The organism is Labilibaculum sp. K2S (assembly GCF_030372765.1).
Lineage (GTDB): Bacteria > Bacteroidota > Bacteroidia > Bacteroidales > Marinifilaceae > Labilibaculum.
Window position 1 is genome coordinate 34,872 of the sequence record NZ_JAUCMW010000023.1, and the last position, 21,593, is coordinate 56,464.

16 protein-coding genes are annotated in these 21,593 nt (G+C 35.3%); 5 read left to right on the forward strand and 11 right to left on the reverse strand.

Annotated elements, in window-relative coordinates:
* Nucleotides 1-60: 60 nt before the first annotated feature.
* The 6 genes from QUH73_RS18155 to QUH73_RS18180 all read right to left on the reverse strand — a co-directional run bounded on the left by QUH73_RS18155 (nt 61) and on the right by QUH73_RS18180 (nt 9,637).
* On the reverse strand, nt 61-2,484 hold the full coding sequence (locus QUH73_RS18155) for an ABC transporter permease (protein WP_289531856.1): 2,424 nt from the start codon (nt 2,482-2,484) through the stop codon (nt 61-63).
* A 188-nt stretch (nt 2,485-2,672) separates the two neighbouring features.
* Nucleotides 2,673-3,923: a DUF1015 domain-containing protein gene (locus QUH73_RS18160; RefSeq protein WP_289531857.1), complete on the reverse strand. Its 1,251-nt coding sequence runs from the start codon at nt 3,921-3,923 to the stop codon at nt 2,673-2,675.
* A 117-nt stretch (nt 3,924-4,040) separates the two neighbouring features.
* Nucleotides 4,041-4,964, reverse strand: a complete 924-nt coding sequence (locus QUH73_RS18165; protein ID WP_289531858.1) for a 3-phosphoglycerate dehydrogenase — start codon at nt 4,962-4,964, stop codon at nt 4,041-4,043.
* Between the two features lie 149 nt (nt 4,965-5,113).
* Nucleotides 5,114-6,190, reverse strand: coding sequence for a 3-phosphoserine/phosphohydroxythreonine transaminase (gene serC, locus QUH73_RS18170; RefSeq protein ID WP_289531859.1), 1,077 nt, complete (start codon nt 6,188-6,190; stop codon nt 5,114-5,116).
* Between the two features lie 437 nt (nt 6,191-6,627).
* Nucleotides 6,628-7,731, reverse strand: a complete 1,104-nt coding sequence (gene gcvT, locus QUH73_RS18175) for a glycine cleavage system aminomethyltransferase GcvT (RefSeq protein ID WP_289531860.1) — start codon at nt 7,729-7,731, stop codon at nt 6,628-6,630.
* A 154-nt stretch (nt 7,732-7,885) separates the two neighbouring features.
* A complete protein-coding gene (locus QUH73_RS18180; protein WP_289531861.1) occupies nt 7,886-9,637 on the reverse strand; it encodes a hypothetical protein in 1,752 nt (583 codons plus the stop codon).
* Between the two features lie 334 nt (nt 9,638-9,971).
* Here QUH73_RS18180 and QUH73_RS18185 point away from each other — a divergent pair, with 334 nt between their 5' ends.
* Genes QUH73_RS18185 through QUH73_RS18200 form a run of 4 tightly spaced genes read left to right on the forward strand, consistent with a single transcriptional unit; the run spans nt 9,972 to nt 12,749 of the window.
* The gene (locus QUH73_RS18185; RefSeq protein ID WP_289531862.1) at nt 9,972-10,427 is read left to right on the forward strand and encodes an Hpt domain-containing protein; all 456 of its coding nucleotides are present in this window, start codon (nt 9,972-9,974) and stop codon (nt 10,425-10,427) included.
* Between the two features lie 24 nt (nt 10,428-10,451).
* On the forward strand, nt 10,452-10,802 hold the full coding sequence (locus tag QUH73_RS18190; RefSeq protein WP_289531863.1) for an STAS domain-containing protein: 351 nt from the start codon (nt 10,452-10,454) through the stop codon (nt 10,800-10,802).
* Nucleotides 10,803-10,811: 9 nt separating this feature from the next.
* A complete protein-coding gene (locus tag QUH73_RS18195; protein ID WP_289531864.1) occupies nt 10,812-12,374 on the forward strand; it encodes a response regulator in 1,563 nt (520 codons plus the stop codon).
* 57 nt (nt 12,375-12,431) lie between these two features.
* On the forward strand, nt 12,432-12,749 hold the full coding sequence (locus QUH73_RS18200; RefSeq protein ID WP_289531865.1) for a PQ-loop repeat-containing protein: 318 nt from the start codon (nt 12,432-12,434) through the stop codon (nt 12,747-12,749).
* Between the two features lie 49 nt (nt 12,750-12,798).
* Here the strand turns inward: QUH73_RS18200 and QUH73_RS18205 are convergent, their stop codons facing one another.
* The 5 genes from QUH73_RS18205 to citD all read right to left on the reverse strand — a co-directional run bounded on the left by QUH73_RS18205 (nt 12,799) and on the right by citD (nt 18,304).
* On the reverse strand, nt 12,799-13,872 hold the full coding sequence (locus QUH73_RS18205; protein ID WP_289531866.1) for a [citrate (pro-3S)-lyase] ligase: 1,074 nt from the start codon (nt 13,870-13,872) through the stop codon (nt 12,799-12,801).
* Nucleotides 13,873-14,051: 179 nt separating this feature from the next.
* Nucleotides 14,052-15,443 (reverse strand): triphosphoribosyl-dephospho-CoA synthase, encoded by a 1,392-nt coding sequence (locus QUH73_RS18210; RefSeq protein ID WP_289531867.1) that lies wholly within the window; start codon nt 15,441-15,443, stop codon nt 14,052-14,054.
* Nucleotides 15,444-15,530: 87 nt separating this feature from the next.
* On the reverse strand, nt 15,531-17,090 hold the full coding sequence (citF, locus tag QUH73_RS18215; protein ID WP_289531868.1) for a citrate lyase subunit alpha: 1,560 nt from the start codon (nt 17,088-17,090) through the stop codon (nt 15,531-15,533).
* Nucleotides 17,091-17,120: 30 nt separating this feature from the next.
* Nucleotides 17,121-17,993 carry an HpcH/HpaI aldolase/citrate lyase family protein gene (locus tag QUH73_RS18220; protein WP_289531869.1) on the reverse strand — a complete coding sequence of 291 codons (873 nt, stop codon included), beginning with the start codon at nt 17,991-17,993 and terminating at the stop codon, nt 17,121-17,123.
* Nucleotides 17,994-18,016: 23 nt separating this feature from the next.
* Nucleotides 18,017-18,304 (reverse strand): citrate lyase acyl carrier protein, encoded by a 288-nt coding sequence (citD, locus tag QUH73_RS18225; RefSeq protein WP_289531870.1) that lies wholly within the window; start codon nt 18,302-18,304, stop codon nt 18,017-18,019.
* Between the two features lie 869 nt (nt 18,305-19,173).
* Between citD and QUH73_RS18230 the strand changes: the two genes are divergently transcribed.
* Nucleotides 19,174-21,447, forward strand: a complete 2,274-nt coding sequence (locus tag QUH73_RS18230; protein WP_289531871.1) for a GH92 family glycosyl hydrolase — start codon at nt 19,174-19,176, stop codon at nt 21,445-21,447.
* Nucleotides 21,448-21,593: the final 146 nt, after the last annotated feature.

Here is a 21,593-nt window from a genome sequence, read left to right on the forward strand (position 1 = left end):
AAAAACTCCCACCAATTCCTGATGAGAGCTTTCCTAATGTGTATTAAAACTTACAAAAAACTATTCGTATTTTAAGGATTCTATTGGATTTGCCCTTGCCACCTTTAACGAATGCCCACTCACTGTAACTAAAGTTAGAATAATTGACATCAATAAAGCGAATGGAAAATAATACCATGGGAAATTGATTCTGTACACAAAATTCGATAACCAGTGTTGCATCACAAAATAAGTTAATGGCCATGCAATAATATTTGCAATTACTACATTTAAACAAAGACTACGACTCAAAATCATCATCAATCCAAATTCCGAACTACCCAGTACTTTGCGAATTCCAATCTCTTTTACTCTTTGCTGCATTTCAAAAGAAACCAATCCCAATAAACCAAGAAGTGCAATAAAAAAGGCCAGAATAGTAAAAGAACTAAGGATATTTGCAACCCTTTCTTCTCCTTTAAACAGGTTATTAAAATCGCTATCCAAAAAGAAATATTCGAAAGGCTCTCCGGCTGTCATTTTTGACCAGTACTTTTTCACCAGCTTTACTCCATCCATTACATTATCCGGCTGTAACTTAACCAACATATAACACTTAAAAAGCTTCGGGTCAGATACCAATAGCATAGGAAGTATTTTATCGCGCATCGATTCAAAATGAAAATCTTCAATTACACCAATTATCTCGATAGCCTCCCGACCATTTTGATTAAAATTTGGCTTGTAAATATTTCGCCCCACAGGATTATCGGTATATCCCAATGCTGCAATCGCCGCTTCGTTAGCTATAAAAACGGAAGAATCCGACAACCTGTTTTTATCAAATTTTCTTCCATCAATTATTTTCAGTCCCAGTAAATCAATAAAGTTTTCATCAACGTGCATCAATCGAAAATTGATCATATCTTCATTGCTTGCTCCTTCCCGATACATTGACCATCCATTTGTTCCCCGACCGGGAACCATTCCTGAAAATGACACATCTTCAATTCCCGAATACTCCTTTAACTTTTCTTTAATGGATATTCTCTGTTCATCTTCTAATGCATATGCCCTATCAACCACCAATACGCGTTCCTTGTCAAACCCCAACTTTTTTTCCTGCATAAAATTAACCTGCTCTTTAACAATAAATGCAGATATCAAAATGCCAATGGCAACCGTAAATTGAAAAATAACAAGACCAGCTCTTATTCGTTTCCCCAGCCGTCCTTTTTGAACTTCACCTTTCAGTACTCTCATCACCTTAAAACCAGACAAAGAAATGGCGGTATAACTCCCGGCAAACAACACAACAAATGCAATTACGCTTCCCACAAATAAAAAATACTCCCCCCGCCATAACAGCGGTGACATCAAATTTTTTCGGGTAATTTCATTAAAATAAGGCAAGGTCAACTCAACCAAAAAGAAAGAAATAACAGCAGCCAATAAAGCCATTAAGAAAGTTTCTGCATAGAATTGAATCATAAGCATATTCCGATTACTTCCAAACACTTTTCTTACTCCCACCTCACGAGCCCGGGTATACGATCTGGCTGTAGTTAGATTTAAGAAATTAACACATGCCAGTAATAGAATGAAAAAAGCAATAACCGAAAATATATAAATGTATTTTATATCACTCACAGGTTCTATCTGACCTTCTGTAGTAGTCTTAAGATAAATCGACTCTAATGGCTCTAAATAATACTTGAACTCATTTCCGTTTTTTTCCCATGCTACAATATCAATCCCGAGAACTTCAATCAATTTAGGCCCCATATGTCTGATCGTGAAATCACTAAATTTAGCTTCTAAATCCTTGTAGTTCGTTCCTGGCTCCAATAAAAAATAAGCCTGCATATAGTCACTAAACCAAGCATCTTCGTCCTCTGCACTTAAATTTAACAAGCCAACTAAATCATAATGAAAATGAGAATTTTCAGGTACATCTTCCACCACTCCACTTACAGTAAAGAGCTTATCCTCAGTCATCTTCAAAATTTTCCCAACAGGATTTGCATCGCCAAAATATTTTTGAGATGTACTTTGAGTCAATACAATATTATTCTTCTCCTTTAAAGCTGTCCTTGAATCACCAAACACAAAAGGACGAGAGAAGACTTCGAAAAAAGTAGAATCTGTACGTAAGAATTTGTCTTCCACAAATTGCTTGTCCTCATATTTAAACAACACATTGTTCCAGAAATTTATTCGAACAGCATATTTTACCTCAGGAAAATCAGCAACTGCGTTTGGAGAGAAAGGTGCACAAATGGTATTGCCATCCATTTTTCGCTCACCCATTTTCACTTTAGTTGCTACACGATAAATATCTTTATATTTGGGATAAAATTTATCGTAACTCAACTCATCCTGAACAAACAGATAAATAAGAAATACACAAGCCAGCCCCACAGCTAAACCAACAATATTAATAAAAGTGTAACCTTTGTATTTTCTCATATTTCGAAAGGCAACCTTAAAAAAGTTCAGTATCATAGTTTAGGGATTAGATTTACAGCCTTTATATATCAATCCATATGCCACTACACATAAATACCTATCCAATTGGAAATTATACATAATCTTAAAGTCTGAAATCTGTTCGAATAAGCACTTAACTGTACGTTTCCGCACAAAAAAAGGATGCCAATTGGCATCCTTTCATATTTTCTATAGAAGCTTGGTTAATCCAACTTGTGGATTAACAAACCCGAACGAAGTTTAGGTTCAAACCAAGTTGTTTTTGGAGGCATAATATTTCCAGTATCCGCAATATCAATCAACTGCTGCATCGACACTGCATACAAAGCAAATGCAACTTTCATATCACCACTATCAACACGTTTTTTCAACTCTCCTAATCCGCGAATACCACCTACAAACTCAACACGAGTTGTAGTACGAAGATCTTCAACACCTAAAAGATTATCCAATACATGACTTGATAAAATAGTTACATCTAAAACTCCAATAGGATCCTTATCATCATAAGTCCCTTCTTTAGCATTTAGCTTGTACCATTTATGATCCAAATACATTGAAAATTCATGCAATTTAGCAGGCTTGCAGATCTCCTCACCCATGCACTCAACTTCAAATGTTTGTTCCAACTTTGCCAAAAACTCCGTTTCAGTCATTCCGTTTAAATCCTTAACAACACGATTGTAATCGATAATTGCCAATTGATTATCTGGGAAATGAACAGCCATAAAGTAATTGTACTCCTCATCACCTGTGTGATTAGGATTCTTAGCTGCAAATTCATCACCAATACGAGCGGCTGCCGCAGTACGATGATGACCATCAGCAACGTATGTAGCAGGAACTTTAGTTGCGAACAACTCTTCCAACTCCTTATTCGTTGCTGGATTATTTACCGGCCAAAAATGATGACCGAATCCGTCTTCAGCAACAAAATCATATTCAGCTTCTTCATTCTTTACAATCGCTGCTACAATAGCATCAATTTCCGGAACTGCTTTATAAGAAAAGAATACCGGCTCTAGGTTCGCTTCGGTATAACGAGTTAAAATCATTCGATCTTCCTCTTTATCCGGACGAGTTAATTCGTGCTTTTTAATCACTCCGTTCTTGTAGTCTTCGCAAGCTGCGTTAGCTACAATACCGTACTGAGTTCTGCCATCCATGGTTTGTGCATAGATATAAAACTTAGCTTCTTCGTCCTGAACCAACCATCCCTTATCCTGGAACATTTTTAAATTGGATACAGATTTTTCATACACCTCTTCTGAGTGAACGTCTGTTCCGGCAGGGCAATCGATTTCGGCACGAGTGATATGAAGCAAAGATACTTCCTTACCTTCAGCCATTTGAGCGGCTTCCTCTGAATTCATTACATCATATGGCAAACAAGCCAAATCTTTTGAAATCTCTTTTGGTGGGCGCAAGCCCTTAAATGGTTTTAAAATAGCCATTGCGTTCTATGTTTTTGTTGTGTTTGTTGTTTGTTGCAATAATTTGAATGCAATTTGCGTTCAAATATATAAGGTAGAAAACAAGAAGAAAATGACTTTCCTCTTGTTTTCCAAATACTATTTATTTACTCTGAATGTTTCGTCTCCATTTTTAATGCAGTTCACAATCTGATTTGCTCCGGCAATACCAGCATTAATATTTGCCTCAGCAGTTTGCGCACCCATTTTCTTTGGAGTGAAGAAAAATCTGCCTTGAAATTTAGCTTCAATTTCTTCTTTACAGTCAGGAGCAATATCCGAAATGTATGCGAAATCTTTACGAGCATCCATTAATTTAACCAAACCTTCTTCGTCAATCACCTCTTTACGAGCTGTATTAACAAGTACACCACCTTTAGGCATCCTGTTCAACAAATCGAAGTTGATTGATTTTTTTGTTTTGTCATTTGCTGGAATGTGAAGAGAAACATAGTTACAAGTACTATACAATTCCTCAACAGAGTCAACCACCTTTACGCCGTCAGCTTCAATTGTTTCCTTAGCCACAAATGGATCGAAAGCATATACTTCCATTCCAAAACCTTTAGCTATTTCACCAACATAACGCCCCACATTACCATATGCATGAATTCCTATTTTCTTTCCGCGTACTTCAACACCAGCACTTCCGTTAAAACCATTTCTTGCCAAAAATACCATCATTCCAAAAACCAACTCAGCAACAGCATTTGAATTCTGTCCCGGAGTATTCATGGCAACAACGCCTCTTTCAGTACAAGCTTCAAGATCGATATTATCGTATCCTGCTCCAGCACGAACAATTACTTTAAGGTTTTTAGCCGCTTCGATTACTTCGCGTGTTGCTTTATCGCTGCGAATAATCATGGCATCTACATCGGCAACTGCGGCTAACAAATCTGCTTTATCAGTATAAGATTCCAACAAAACCAATTCGTAACCAGCACCTTCCACAACAGTCCTGATACTATCAACAGCTGCAGGAGCAAAAGGCTTATCGGTTGCAATTAATACTTTTGTCATTTTATTTGATATTTGAATTATGAAAAAATAAAATGTCATTGCCAGCCAAATCGAAGTAATGCTAACATTACTTTAGTCGTTCCTCGTGCACTGAATGACAAATAAGCAGGAGATGGATTTACCCATTCCTGCCTATTTTACTATTATAATTATTTTACGTGAATGTTTTTGAATTCCTGCATGCAGTCAACCAATGCCTGTACGCTTGATTTTGGTAAAGCATTGTAGGTTGAAGCACGGAAACCACCAACTGAACGGTGTCCTTTAATTCCAGACATTCCTTTTGCTGTAGCGAATTCGTAGAAACCTTTTTCCAATTCTTTATATTCGTCATTCATCACAAAACAGATATTCATTAATGAACGATCTTCTTTGTTAATAACAGTTCCTTTAAACATTGGATTGCTGTCAATCTCATTATAAAGCACTGCTGCTTTTTCTTCGTTTCGTTTCTGCATTGCAGATACACCACCTTGTTCTTTGATCCACTGCAAAGTTTGAAGAGCAGCAAAAACAGGAACAACAGGAGGAGTGTTAAACATTGACTCTCCGTCGATGTGTGTTTGGTAGTTCAACATTGTTGGAATCTGACGATCTACTTTACCCAGAATTTCATCTTTTACAATCACAAAAGTAACACCAGCCGGAGCAAGGTTCTTTTGAGCACCACCATAAATCAATGCATACTTGGACACATCAATCGGACGAGAGAAAATATCTGATGACATATCAGCTACCAAAGGAACATTAACGTCCAAATCTTCTTTAATCTCAGTACCGTAAATGGTGTTATTTGTAGTGATGTGGAAATAATCCGCATCAGAAGGAATTTCATATCCTTTAGGAAGGTAGTTGTAAACAGCCTCTTTTGAAGATGCTACTTCTACTACTTCACCAAATAGTTTTGCTTCTTTCAAAGCTTTGTTTGCCCAAGCTCCTGTATTAAGATAAGCCGCTTTTTTTCCTAATAAATTGTAAGGAATCATACAGAACTGTGTTGATGCACCACCACCAACAAACAAAACAGAGTATCCTTCAGGAATACTAAGTAATTCCTTAAATAAAGCAATAGCCTCATCCATTACAGCAACAAATTCTTTGCTACGGTGAGATACTTCCATTAGAGAAAGACCTGTTCCAGCAAAATTTTTAATTGCCTCAGCTGTTTTTTCAACTGTAAAATCAGGAAGAATTGAAGGGCCTGCAGAAAAGTTGTGTACTTTCATTTTTTCAAACGTTTTAAATTTTTGTATTATTCCATATCCTGAGGCAAATTTGCAAATAAAAATTTATTTTAAGATGGTTTTATCTGTTAAAATGTATGTTTTAAAACAAATAACTTATCATCTTATCCCCCTTCATATAGATTAATATTTACGATCTGAAAAACAGAAACTTAACCCTCAGAATTTATTACTTATTACTCATTCACAATGATGATGTTTTTCATCAAAATCCAAATAATTAAATTGTTTCAAACAATCTTTGTGAATTTACACCGCAAAAAGAAAAAGTAAATTCAGAAGTCTTTTTGCTTTGAAAACCGTTTCAAATATAAGAATTTATGTTTGAAATAATCCCTAAACACTTGGATTAAAAACTAAAAAAGCAGATACATCAACATGCATCTGCTTTTTTACTAAATCCTATAACAAAAATCAATTTACACTTTGTAAAAAGGAATTTTCGCAATTTTAGCTTTAATCGCTTTATTTCTAACACGAATAAAAATCTCGGTATCTAATTTGTAAAATCCTTCCTTAACATATCCCATACCAATCGACTTTCCAACCATTGGAGCCATTGTTCCTGAAGTTACTTCGCCAATTTCGTTTCCTTCAGCATCTTCGATTTTATACCCGTGACGAGCAATTCCTCTATCAATTAGTTCAAAACCTTTTAATCTGCGTTTTGGCTTTTCTTCTTGTTGCTTTTCAAAAAATTCACGATCGATAAAATCGTTTCCTTCCACAAACTTGGTGATCCAACCTAATCCTGCTTCAATCGGAGAATGATCATCATCAATATCGTTACCATATAAACAGAAGCCAACTTCTAAACGCAGTGTATCACGAGCGGCCAAACCAATTGGTTGGATTCCGAATTCTTTTCCTGCTTCCATTACAGCATTCCAAAGCTTCACTCCATCTTCGTTTGATACGTAAATTTCACATCCACCGGAACCAGTATAACCAGTAGTCGAAAAAACAGCGTTTTCGATTCCTGCAACAGTTACTTTTTGAAATGTGTAATACTCCATATCTTCAATCGGACGATCTACAATTTTCTGCATCGCTTTCAAAGCCAGAGGGCCTTGCACTGCTAACTGACATATTTCATCAGAAGCATTGTAAAGCTCGGTTCCAACTGCCAATCCCATTTCACCGGCATTTTTAACACACCAATTCCAATCCTTTTCAATATTTGCAGCATTCACAACTAATAAATAAGTCTCTGAATCAACACGATACACCAACAAATCATCAACAATACCGCCTTTTCCATTTGGGAAACAACTATATTGAACTTTTCCATTGGAAAGTACAGCTACATCATTTGTAGTCAATTTTTGTACAAAACTAAAAGCTTTTGGACCTTTCACCCAAAACTCACCCATGTGAGAAACATCAAAAACCCCTAATTTTTCACGAACACATTTGTGCTCATCGTTAATTCCTGTATACTCAATAGGCATGTTATACCCTGCAAATGGTGCCATCTTAGCACCTAATTCTTCATGAAAGCTAGTGAATGCTGTTCTTTTCATTTGTTTACGTATTTTGGGCAAGATCTTCAAGTAATCATAAAAAAAGACAGACTTTTTACTGAAGATTTACCTGAGAAAAAAAGTTATTTAATTATGTTTGCGTTATCTTCTGCAAATGTAAAAAATTTTCTCAGATATCGTTTGTGCCGATACATTAGTTTGCCTCAAAAGGTCTTCTTGCAATTCCCAATCGATAGCCACCTTTAAACAAAACAACAAAAGCATCCTTCACTCCACAGGCATCTCTATATTTGGCAGCTTCCTTAAATGTTAAAAATCCTCCAATAGTATATTTATGCCAGTTTTCAACAAACAAATGATCGATAACATCATCTCCTTTATATCTTTTAAAAATATCTTTAGGATCCATTTCTTTTCTTGCTGCAGCAATTTGAACTCTATAAACAAAATCCTCTTCAACCAATTCTTGTTTTACCGGAGTTTCGGTTATTGCAACGGCTTCACTTTTAAAACTTACAAGCGGAAGAGTAACAGGAATTTCTATTTTCGCTTCAGGAAGTTCAATCACTGGTTCTTCTATGACTTCCTCTGCAACAACCTCTTCGATTACCGGCTCAGGTATTTTCTGACAATAAATATCAAATCCTCCTTTACCTCCGCTACGCTCGGATGCAAAATAAAAAACACCATCACGATCTTCACAATAAGTAATATCATTATCAGTACTATTTATTGGAAACCCCATATTTTGTGGCTTACCCCAAGTCCCATCCTCCTGACGGTCAGACTTAAATATATCATATCCTCCCATGGTATTGTGCCCCTTTGAACTAAAAAACAACTTAGTGCCATCCGCACTTATAAAAACATCACCTTCATCATATTCGGTATTAATATCTCCACCAATATTTATTGGCTTAGACCATTTAGACTCCGATTCTTTTTTACAATAATAAATATCGCAATCGCCAAAGCCACCTTTACGATTACTTACAAAATAGATTTCATCTCCCGATTGAGGTAAACTTGCAGAACTCTCTCTTGAATCCTTTTCATTAATAAATTTAATTGCTTTTCCTACCTTCCATTTGTCTCTCACTTTTTCAGCAAGAAACAAACCGCCTGCTCCCGAATTACTATTGTAAAATACAAACTGCTTCTCGTCAAATTTGGAGAGCAAAGTAGAATTTACATTTTCTCCCAAATTATTTTTTTCTTCATGAACCTCAATACCCTCCGCCTCACTTTTTGAAGATTTAAAAAGTTTTTCAAAAAACTTCTGATCCTCTGGCGATCTGCTATCATCCTCCAGACCTCGTCGTGAACTAAAAAATAGATTACTATCCAATACCTGAGGGTTAAATTCGTCAAACTCTGAGTTTACATTTCCTTCAACAAGCTGTATTTCCAGATCAAGACTGTTTTCGATTAGCAACCTACCGCTTCGGCACTCCTGAATGTGTTTATCACTTATAGGCAAAAGTTCTTTCTGCTCTTTATATTTATTCTGTTGAATTAGTTCTTTATTCATTTTAAAATGAATAATTGCATCAGAAAAATTATTTTGAAATTTATAAGCTAAACCTATCAAAAAATGAATATCAGCACTAATATCCGCATCGGCAGATTGTGCGGCAAGCAGATATGACAGCGCCGTATCTTTTGGTCCGGTTATTAAATAACAAAGACCAATATTATAATTTAACTCAGGATTGTTGTCATTTGAATTGTACGCACTTAAAAAGAGATTCAAACTCTGAGGCACATATCCAATTCCTTTTTGATACAGCTCGGCAGCCTCTTTCACTTGGGCAAAAGCTTGCTTACGATTCGAATCATTATCAATGAATTCCGATTTTTTTACAGGCAACAACTCTTGCCCAATTAGATTCCCGGATAATAAAAAAAAGAATAGAAAAACAGCGGTAGTAAACTTCCAGATCATAAACATTAAGTTATATATTGTATTCAGATAAATTCTATAAAAATTAGTATTACGAGAAAAAAAAAGATTTGTTGAGCTTAATCCAAGTTATTAATCAAGCAAACAATAGTAAACCTAAAAAATTATAATCAATAAACAATCAGTAAAATCAAGGATCCTAAGCACTACTTGAATAGCTGGAGCAATAGGTAAATTGAAAATAAATTAGTATTATTGCATATGCAACTATAAAGATTTCACTCAAAATTTAGCGCATTATTTCTATCGAAATAAAAATTGAATTTATTACAAAAAAATAAACAAAAGTAAAATAGAACAAGCTTATATCAACAGAATGACTCAAGGTGAAATGATCACAGATCTATCTTATCTAAAGGAGATGTCTGGAAATGACAAAAACATCATCAGTGAAATGATTGATATTTTTCTGGAACAAATCCCTGAATTTGAAGAAGAAATATCAAGAAGCTTCGAAACTCAAAATTGGCAGGATTTAGGCGCCATTACTCACAAGGCAAAATCATCCGTGCGAACAATGGGAATGGAAAAATCAGGAGATTGTCTAGAACAATTAGAACATTTTTCAAAAGGAAATTTAAAGTTTGAATTGCAACTGAAGACGGAAAACAGCATTGAATTTAGTCCTCAAGATGAAAAAAACTGGACTAACGTGAAAAACGAAACCATGAATGACATTGACTTAGTACATATTCCTGTATTAGTAGAGGAATTTTTATCGCAATGTCCTTTAGCCATAAAAGAATTAAAAGAAACCTTAGGACAACTTTAATCACTGTAACCATATTTTACTGCTATGAATATTGAAACCAAACAGGTGAACTCTGTAACAATAATGAAACTGGGAGAAACCAATCGTTTGTATGCCTTAAATGCAAATATTGCTAAGGAAAAAATGAATGAATTCTTATCTCAACCTAAATCCAAACTAATTGTAGATTTTGAAGGAATTAGCTTTATTGACAGTTCAGGATTTGGAGCACTTTTATCAGCTCTTAAAACATCAAAAGAACACAAAAGTTTTATAAAACTTTGCAATATCAACAGAGATGTGATGGAACTAATAGAATTAATGCAGTTGGATTCTATTTTTGATATTTTGCAAGACCAAACCGCATGTGTTAACAGCTTTTCATCAGTAGAATAAAATACTGATATGGCAAAAGTTTCGCCGAATATACTAATTGTTGATGATGACGTAGTTATCCTAAAATTCATTGAGTTTACTCTAAAAGGATTAGGCTACCAAACAACACTTGCTAAAAACGGAAAAGAGGCTATTGATCAGGCCAAAAGTCAACATTTCGATCTTATTATTTCAGATTTATACATGCCATTGATGGATGGCAATGAACTGGTTCGAAGATTAAGACAAACTCCTGAATACCAACATACTCCTTTCATATTTCTTTCTGGAAACAACGAGGAAGACACATGGATTAAAAATCTGAATGACGGTGCGGATGATTTTATCACCAAACCTATCAAACAAAAGATTTTTATCTCGAAAATCAAATCCCATTTAAAGAAAGCCTATTTAAGAAAAGATATTCTTGATGGTGCGAGAAAAGATGACATCAGTTTTGAAAAAGGAAACCTGATATATTGTGCAAACAGAATAAAACCTTTTCCTCTTCCAAGAAAACACCTCAAAACAAATATTACAGCTGTTTATTCCGATTCTGATTTTTTCATGGCTCTGCAAGACACCAATACCTGGGGCATTATTATTGATGATAAAGCAACTTGGGCAATCTCAATCTTAGATAAAATAACGGAGATTGTTTCGAATCATATTCCAATAAATATTCTTGTTACTGATTCTGACGACATGGACAAATTGGAAAATCTAATGCGATCCAAAATAAGTGGTTTTCTATTCAAAAATCTGAATCCGAAGCTAATTATCCATCAAATAAACTCTAATGTTCAACGCGAACATGATTTAAAAAGCAAATACCTAAGCGCGCTTAATTCGGCGGCAAAACGATCTCCAATTCGTTTCGAAAATGAATTTCAGGATACCATACGAGACTACAACATTCAAATCCTTCATCAACCCTACGATAAATTACCTGGAGGTGACTATTACGAAATCATAGATGTAGATCAGAATAGAAAAATATTGATTTTGGGTGATGTAATGGGGAAAAAATGGGATGCATGGTTCTTTGTACCTGCCTATATTGCCTACATCCGAAGTACTATTAATTTTTTCGTTAATCGTCAAGAACTCGATTTTGTTGAATCACCGGGTAAATTTCTGGATATTATCAATGAATATCTTTTTAAAGACATTCAGCTAACTGAAGTATTCACAACCCTAAGTATCATATCGCTTTGCACTTCGTCGAATAAGATTAGCATTGCTTCTGCCGGAGCTCTTCGACCTTTCCTTTATGATGGAATAGAAAAAACCATATCGCAGTTAAATATTGTTGGCACCTTATTAGGGGTTGTAAAGGAAATTAAATATAGAAGCTTAATTCACGAGTTTAATAAGGGAGATAAACTATTCTTTTATACCGATGGATATACCGAAGCTGTTAATGACAGAACCGGTGAAATGATTGGTGATGAAGCCATGTTCTACATTCTTGATAATAACAAAGAGAAAGAAATTATTGAACCCAAAGATGTGGAATTGGAATTAACCAAAATCTACAATGTTTCTAAATTTGATGATGACCGTACCTTGTTGTTGATTCAAAGAAATTAGCCGAATTTCTTATTTTTCTCCTTTGTTTTGTTCATTTTTGCATGAAAATACGACGACATGCAAGCAAATGAAATTATTGGATGGATGGGAAGCATTCTTTTCGCAATTTGTGCTCTTCCGCAGGTAATCCACACATTTAAAACAAAAAAAACAGATGACCTAAGTGAACTATTTTTATGGCTTTGGTTCTGGGGTGAAGTTTTTACTCTATGCTATATTTTCATCGATGACATAGCCAGTCAAAACTACCACATCCCTCTGTATTTCAACTATCTATTCAATTTACTATTGCTTTTTTATCTGATATTCGCAAAATACACCTACAATTCAAAACCAACCACACTTTCTATTATCAGAAAGCGAATGGGTTTATAATATTGTAAAGTTAAAAAAAAGCCGGATGATAATCATCCGGCTTTTCTGTTTAATGTCTGGTAACTGTATTTCTTATCTTCTCTCTAATCTCAGCAGATTCCTCCGACAACAAATAATTCTTTGTTGAATCTGGTAAAAAATCGAGGACTTCATTCAGTCTGTCTTCACGGATTGCGATTCTTACTTTTGATGCCGAAATATAATTATCTGAACTCCCTTGCGTAATTCTTGGTATTTCAAGAATTTCAACGCCATTGGACGGTAAGTATTTAATCATGGCTTCGTTGTAGGCCGCAGTTACCGGCGAATACATTTCAGTTCCAACGTATCTTCTATTGATATTTAAAATTGGAACAATATAATTCAAAAAGGTAACTACATCCAATTCGGCTTGTTTAGCCGCAATGTCACATTCTTTCTCATCTTTCAAAAAATAACAAGGGAAAATAGTTCCTGAAACTACATAATCTCCCCCCTTCACCATTATCAGATTTTTAATGTGCCCCAATTCTTCCTGAATCAATCGCCATCGAACATCAAAAGTAAATGACGAACGATCCTCTTCAACTATAAATAGGTACAACACTCTATTTTCCGCACAAGCTTTTTCGATCAGATATTTATGCCCTTTCGTGAAAGGATTGCAATTTACAACTATGGCTGCGATGCCACCAAAAGTTACATCCTTTTTTATTGATCGCAAATAGTCCTGATATGTTTTGATATTCTCATATCCAAATTCCAAAACAGAGAATAATGGCTCGGCGGTTGCAATTTCGGTAAATCCCAATCCTTTAAAAACCTCTAAATTACGAGGCTTCGTGTAAACAAAAATGTGTTTGTGCTCATTAATAACCAACTCAATTAAATGTGTTACAATTTGCGCAAAAGCAGCTCCTTCTCTAAATTTAGGAGAAACTGCAACATATTTAAGTACTCTTCCTTTATACGACCCGGTTCCTATTACCTCCTGATTCAAATTATAAAGAATCATGGTGTAATCAACGTCTATAGGATCGAACTCAAAACCCAATGGCTCCAGAAATTCAGAGACCAGTTTTATATCAAAGGGATTGTTTAGATCTAAAGACTCTTCCCTATAATCTGTATTCTCAACTCCCATCCTTGTTCGTTTGTTTAGTATTGTTTTGTGTAACTATTTTCTTTTATTTCAATGCTCAATAATATGCATTTCACAGAAAATACCCCTCTAATTTTATATGTTATGAAAGGTGTTTAATACCTATGAAAGCATGACAAATGTTGTTTTATTATTCATTTTCAATTTGTATCGAATACTTTCTAATTGTACTTTTTATTCACCATATATATAAAGAATGCAACAGCAAGTAAATCTGCCGAACCACCTGGTGATATTCGATTGTCCTTACAATAATATACTAAATCCTGATATTTTGAATTAAAATATTTAGTTCCATGCAGATTAAATGCTTGTTGTGAAATGTCTTGTAACTCATTAAGAACTTTTTCTCCTTTACGATACAAAATATTGCTGTCGTTATTGTGAGCAATTAGAACTAAAAGAGTTTGTTTTAGTCCTTCGTGAATAATTTCATCGCTTACGATATCAATTTTATCGAAATGTGAACTTAAAACAGGAATTGCATGATTGAAAACACAAGGTAATCCGGATTGAATTTCGCCTCTAATTCCTTTCCCCCTATCTCCAAACTTCTCAAAACACACTTCTCCATGTGTTTTTTTGCTGCTATAAAGCTTCCGTCCCAACTCATTCTCAACCAAACTGCCATTTAATTCCTTTATTTGATTAACAAATGAATCATACGAAAAATTGTGGTTTTTTATTTGATTGGCACTTACAAACAGAGAAAATCCCAACAAAAATATAGCCCCCTTATGAGTATTCACCCCACAAGTTTCACGATACATATCCTCTTCCATTTGCAAACCAATCTGTCTCAATTTTGGCAGAGCATCTTTTATATTTGCAGACGAATAAGAATAACCATATTCAGCTATTTCTTTAAAATAGACAGACAAGACAGCGCTCGAATTTAAAAAAGTTGAAAAATCCATATCTGAATGAGATCCGTTCGAAAAGCGATCTACCAAGCCTGGTTTTGGAGAAAGAGATACTTCATGAAGAAGTGCTTTTAAGGCAAATGCCGACAAATCTTTACAAACTCTGCTTTTCCTTCTTTCCTGCAAAAAACGGGATATATCTTTCTCAATAACAGTTCTCATTTCTCCATATTCGTGAGTTTGCATTCTCATGCAAAACACAGCAGGATGCTGATTACAAAAATAACATTTCTTGGCTTTCCCCGATGTAACCGAATTTCCTTTTTCATCAGTAATATCAACATCCAAGAGTCTACCTACAGAATGTTCCGTTTCATAAAGCTCTGCAATCTCTTTTATAGTAATTGCCGAGATTTCATTACCCAAAATAGGGACTAAATAAAAATCTCCTGCTGCATCAGGACAAATAATTTCTCTTTTTTCCTCAATAATAATTCGATGAGAAAGTAAAAATCGTTTTAGATCAGATAAGCATTCTGAGAAAAACAATTTAATCTGATCATTCGATTTTGGAACACCGGGAATATTAAGAGTCAGACTTAGTGAAATATCTCCTAACTCAGCAAACTTCTGTCTCTCTTTTGACCGAATTTCTTTAGCCTCCAAAATTTCTCTTACTACTTTCTCCATTTTGTCTACTTCCTACTTACAAATACACCCTAAATGCTTAAAACAAGTAGGGTGTATCATATTTCATTTGTATAAATCGACCTCAGTTTATGAGAGATTCTTTACATTATAAATTACATCAATAATTGTCCCATCGCGATATTCAACCAAGGCTACAATCTGATCTCCCAATTGCTTTTCGGCAGGCACACCTGTCATTTTCTCCACTTCCACTTTCAGGTCATGAATATCAACCACCTGCACCCCGGCTTCTTTAAGTTTCGCCGCCAAATTTGGTTTCGATGGATTAACACACACACCTCTCTCTGTTACAATTACATCAACACTTTCGCCAGGAGTAACAACTGTATGAACGCGATCTTTTACAATGGGTAACCGACCACGAAATGCCGGACAAACAACAACTGTTAAATTCGCTCCGGATGCAGTATCGGAGTGTCCTCCTGATGCACCTCTTATTTCTCCGGAAGAACCTGTAATTACATTTACATTGAAATCAACATCAACTTCAAGTGCACCCAAAACAACCACATCTAACTTATTAGTCATCGATCCGCAGTTATTAGGATTCGCATATTGATCACACGAAATTTCAATATGATTTGGATTATTCAAAACCGAAGTACTCACTGCGGCATCGAAAGACTGCACATCAAAAATAGAATGAAATAAACCTTCATTCAACATATCAACACCATAGGAAGTTACTCCACCTATCATGAAGCTGCCAATTATATTTTTTCGTTTCATATCTTCACGAAGAAATTTGGCAACTGCCAAAGAAGCACCACCTGCACCTACCTGAAACGACATTCCATTTTTAAACAAACCAGAATGTTCAATAACCGTTGCTGCAATTCGAGCGATACGTAAATCCATCGGTGAATTGGTAATACGGGTTGTACCCGAAGCAATTTTTGTTGCATCACCAATACTATCCACTTTTACTACATAATCGATAAAATGTTGACGTACTGTACAAGGTACACAAGGATATTCCACCAAATTATCGGTAACAATAATTACGTTACGAGAATACCGGGCATCAATATCTGCGTATCCCATTGATCCAAAAGCTGATGGTCCATGAGCACCTGTCGCATTTCCTTCTTCATCAGCTGCAGATGCTGCTAAAACCGATAAGTCTGGCTTAATTCTTCCTGTTAAAAAATCACGTACACGACCTCCATGTGAATGGATGATTGCCGGATATTTTAATTTTCCAACAGAAATTGCATCACCTAAAGCACCTCTGATACCTGATGTAAATATTCTGGTAATCATCCCTTTTTCCAAATATGGAACCAAACCATCGTGAGCTGATGTAAGTGATGAGGACGCCAAGGTGATATCCTTAATCCCCATTTCATCAAGTATTTTAATGGTCTGCATCAGCACACCATCTCCTCCTCTTAAATGATGATGACAAGTAACCGTCATTCCATCAAAAGGTTTACATCTTTTAATAGCCTCTTCCAAATTTTTACAAAGTTTGGAAACATGAGGTTTTTTAGCCTTAAGCGTTCTGGAAATATTTGTTACCGGAACTTCATCTTCAATAATACTGTTCCAAACTCCCTGGAAAGGTTCTAATTTCCCCAGGCCTTCTATATATTCAGGAATTTCAACTCCTATTGCATTTTTCATTTGTCTACGTTTTAAATCCAAGCTTAAAAACTAACCAGCATTCTTTTCAATTTCTTTCAAATCTATTTTGGCATATTCCAAAACTGTAATTGCTCTTTGAACAACAGGAGCATCTACCATTTTTCCATCAATTGCAAAAACTCCAATACCAGCTTTTTTGTTTTTAATAAACTCAGAATAAACACGATATGCTTTACGAACCTCATTTTCAGTCGGATTAAACACATCATGAACAACGTCAACCTGACGTGGATTTATAAGAGCCTTGCCTGCGAAACCTATTTTTTTAATGTATTCAGTTTCTTTACGCAAACCTTCATCGTCATTCACATCAGCAAAAATAGTATCTAAAACGTCTAAATCATTAGCCTTTCCAGCCATTACAATTCGTTTACGTGCATAGTCAATACCAACTCCATCCGGGGTTTTTATAATTCCCATATCGGCCGTTAAATCCTGCCCTCCAATAGTAATCGCATCGATTCTTGGATCTGCAGCCGCAATATCGTAAACATTCGCAACTCCTTTGGCTGTTTCTATCATCACATGAATAGTCATGGTTGGATTCTTAATTCCATGCTCCTTTTCGATGCGCCGCACTTCTTTCATGAACTCTTTAACATCGGCTACAGTTTCCGTTTTGGGAAAACGGATATTATCTGGTTGTAAGGGCACTATTTCCTCCAAATCCGTTAATCCAAACGGTGTATGAAAGTTATTTACACGTACACATACTTCAGTATCGTAAAAATTAACAGTTTTAAGCATATTACGAACCAAAATTCTTGCTGCATCTTTTTGGTTTAATGCTACAGCATCTTCCAGATCAAGAAGAACAGCATCGCAGCCATAAACTCCTGCTTGTTGAATCATTGCCGGATTATTACCGGGAATGTACAACATCGATCGCCTTTTTTTCTTTACCATTACATTGTCCCCTCCTGAATACCTAAAGATCGTTTAACTGCTGTTTCAACTCGTGCTTCAATTGTCTGCGTTAGTGCTCCTTTATCCTTTGCAATAAGATGAAGATCTTGAACTTGAAGTGTGTCAAGCACTTGATTTATTGTAGCTTTAATATCTTCTTCGAACTGCAGCATTACAGTAGAAGAAATATCAACTTTGCGACCAGAATCTTTTTCAAGAGGCTCAATCAGAATCATAATATCGCTTGATTCAAAAGTTCCGGCCTGCGCTTTAAACTTGGGTGTCATTGTTAATAAATATTTGTTAATTAAGTCTTACGTGATATGTATAATTTGCTTCTGCAAATTTTAAGGTCTTTCGATACAATTCAAAGCACTTTGACGTATTTTTGACCCAATACTTTAGTGTTATAAAACACCCATTGGAAACGATTGCATATCAATACGTTATCACACATGAATAATATCGCTGGTATTTATGTATCTTCTATTTTTATTGAATAAAGCTTAATTATTACCAAATTAAAAATTTCCATTGAATCTCTCCATACTTTAATCACTGCAAAAAAGACCTTTTCTTTAAAATAAAGAACCTAATGACAAAGATAAACTAAAAAAAAGATCCTGCTTATTTAGAATAAACAGGATCTAATTGTTAGTGATTAGTTAGTGGTTAGTAAGATCTCACCAAATAACTGATGAGTAAAAAAAGTGTGATTCAATGTGATTACAAATGGTATTTTTCGTTTTTCTCACAAAGAATTCACAATATAAGTGTAAATAATTGGTTTCCGCAAACGTTTCCATAATTTTTTCACCAATAAGCTCATAATTTTCATAAAATCTGAATAAAAATGAACTAAAAGAGCACTAATAGTCCAAAATAACACTACTAAACCATGAAATAATTTAGTAATGAGTTAACTAATTCAAAACGAAATTCTCTTTCCTCTTATCGTGATAAATACAAAAAAATCCTATCTAAAAAAAACATCAGTCATTAAAATAAACAGCACAACTTCCTTACAAACTGCCAACTAAACCCAAAATAAAATACTGATTAATAATTTAATTTACGGAGTTAATCCACAATTAAATTAAAATTAATTGCCACAACATAGTTTTGCTTCAGAATATATCAATCAGAATATCTTTTCATGAAGAAGCTCACTTTACTATTCTCTCTACTTTTTTCTTTGACACTATTTGCGCAAAAGAAAGTTGTCGACTATGTGAATCCAAATATCGGAGGCATTGGTCATATGCTCGAACCAACAATTCCATTGGTGCATCTTCCCAACAGCATGATGCGCATTTCAAAAGAGCCAAAAGGTTATCAAAGCGAGAAAATTACACACTTTCCCTTCTCTATTGTTTCTCACAGGAAAGGGACAATCGGCAAATTCATGATTTCTCAGAATCCTACTTCGCAAAAAGCTGAAAATTGGGAGTCTGCCTATGACCATGACCAGGAAACAGCCAGTCCGTATTATTATTCTGTTTTATTGGAAGATTCTGATATCAGAATGGAATTGACTGCAAGTCAACATGTTTCACTTACACGATTTACCTTTACAAACAGTGCCCCTGCAAATTTATACCTGCAATGCAGAAATAATGGGAAATTTAACATTTCTCCTAAAGAAAATACAATTACAGGTTTTGATATGATTACAGCGGTTGATGGCATTGATCTTGAGTATCCTGTAAAAATTTATTTTGCAGTCAGGTTTGATCAAAACCTGTCTGATTACGGCACTTTCGACTCAAGCAAACTAAATTCTAACAGCAAAACTATTTTGGGAGATAAAATCGGAGCGTTTTTTCGATTTGACGATACTTCAAAAGCATTGCAACTTAAAATAGCTGTTTCCTATATTTCGACAGAAGAGGCTAAAAAACATTTGGAAAGTGAAATGCCTGATTGGGATTTTGATCAATACAAAGAATCTCACAAACAGATATGGAATACTGCACTGAGTAAAATACTGGTAAAAGGCGGAAGTGAAGATCAAAAAACAGTTTTCTACACAGCACTTTATCGTTGCTTTGAGAGAATGGTAAATATTTCTGAAGATGGAAAATACTATAGCAATTACGATCAAAAAATCCATAGTGATGATGGCGTTGATTTTTTCGTTGACGATTGGGTTTGGGATACATACCGGGCGACTCATCCATTAATGTGCTTAATTGATCCGGAGAATCAATCAAAAAAAATCAACTCTTACATTAAAATGTATGAACAAAGTGGCTGGATGCCATCCTTTCCGCTGTTTACAGGTGATCATACTTGTATGAATGGGAATCATGCCTCTTCTATAATAGTAGATGCTTATTTTAAAGGAATAAGAGGATTTAACATCGAGAAAGCCTTTGAAGGCTTAAAAAAGAATGAACTGGAAGCGACCATGTTACCATGGAAGAATGGTCCGGCAACAGAGCTCGATTCATTTTATCATGAAAATGGCTTTTTCCCAGCCTTAAAGCCAGGAGAAAAAGAATGGGTGAAAGAAGTTCACCATTGGGAAAAAAGACAAGCAGTGGCCTTAACACTAGGGCATAGCTACGACGATTGGTGCATTGCTCAATTAGCAAAGGATCTTAACAAGAAAGAAGACTATCAGCTTTTCTCAAAAAAAGCCAATAATTATAAAAATAATTTTGATCCGGAAATTGGTTTCATGGCTCCAAAATCATCTGATGGAAAATGGATTCGACCATTCAATCCAAAATTATCCGGTGGTTTAGGTGGTAGAGCCTATTTCGCAGAAAACAACTCCTGGACTTACACTTGGGATATTCAGCATGACATTGCCGGATTGATAAATTTAATGGGTGGAAACAAAACATTCAATGCAAAGCTGGATCAACTATTTGTTGAGCCATTCGGGATTCCGAAGTGGGATTATTGGGATATTTTTCCGGATGCAACCGGCTTAACCGGCCAATTTGTAATGGGAAATGAACCCAGTTTACACATTCCCTATTTGTATAACTATTCGGGAGCCCCCTGGAAAACACAAAAACGAATCCGTTCCCTTATGGAAGTGTGGTTCACCAACTCTCCTTTTGGAATTTGCGGCGATGAAGATGGCGGAGGTTTATCTGCATTCTATGTTTTCTCGGCCATGGGATTTTATCCGGTTACACCAGGTGTTCCGGAATACAATATTGGCAGTCCGATATTTAGCGAGATTACAATTGATTTAGGTAATGGTAATCAGATGCAAATAATTGCGAACAATTGCTCTGCAAAAAATAAATACATTCAATCTGCAAGTTTGAATAATAAAGAATTAAAAGGTCCCTACTTTGAGCATTCGGAAATTATTGACGGAGCCAAACTAGTATTGGATATGGGACTAAGACCAAATAAAACATGGGGAAGCAATCCAAAATTTGTTCCCTATTCGATGAGTAAAGATTAGTTAGTGATTTAGATTAGGTTAGTAAGAACTATTCCACACAAGTAGTTCAGTAGTAAGCCCCGAAAGTACCATATCGGGGCTTTTCTATGTCACAAAAAAAGGAGGTAATGAAATCTAATGATTTCATCACCTCCTTTTTATTACAA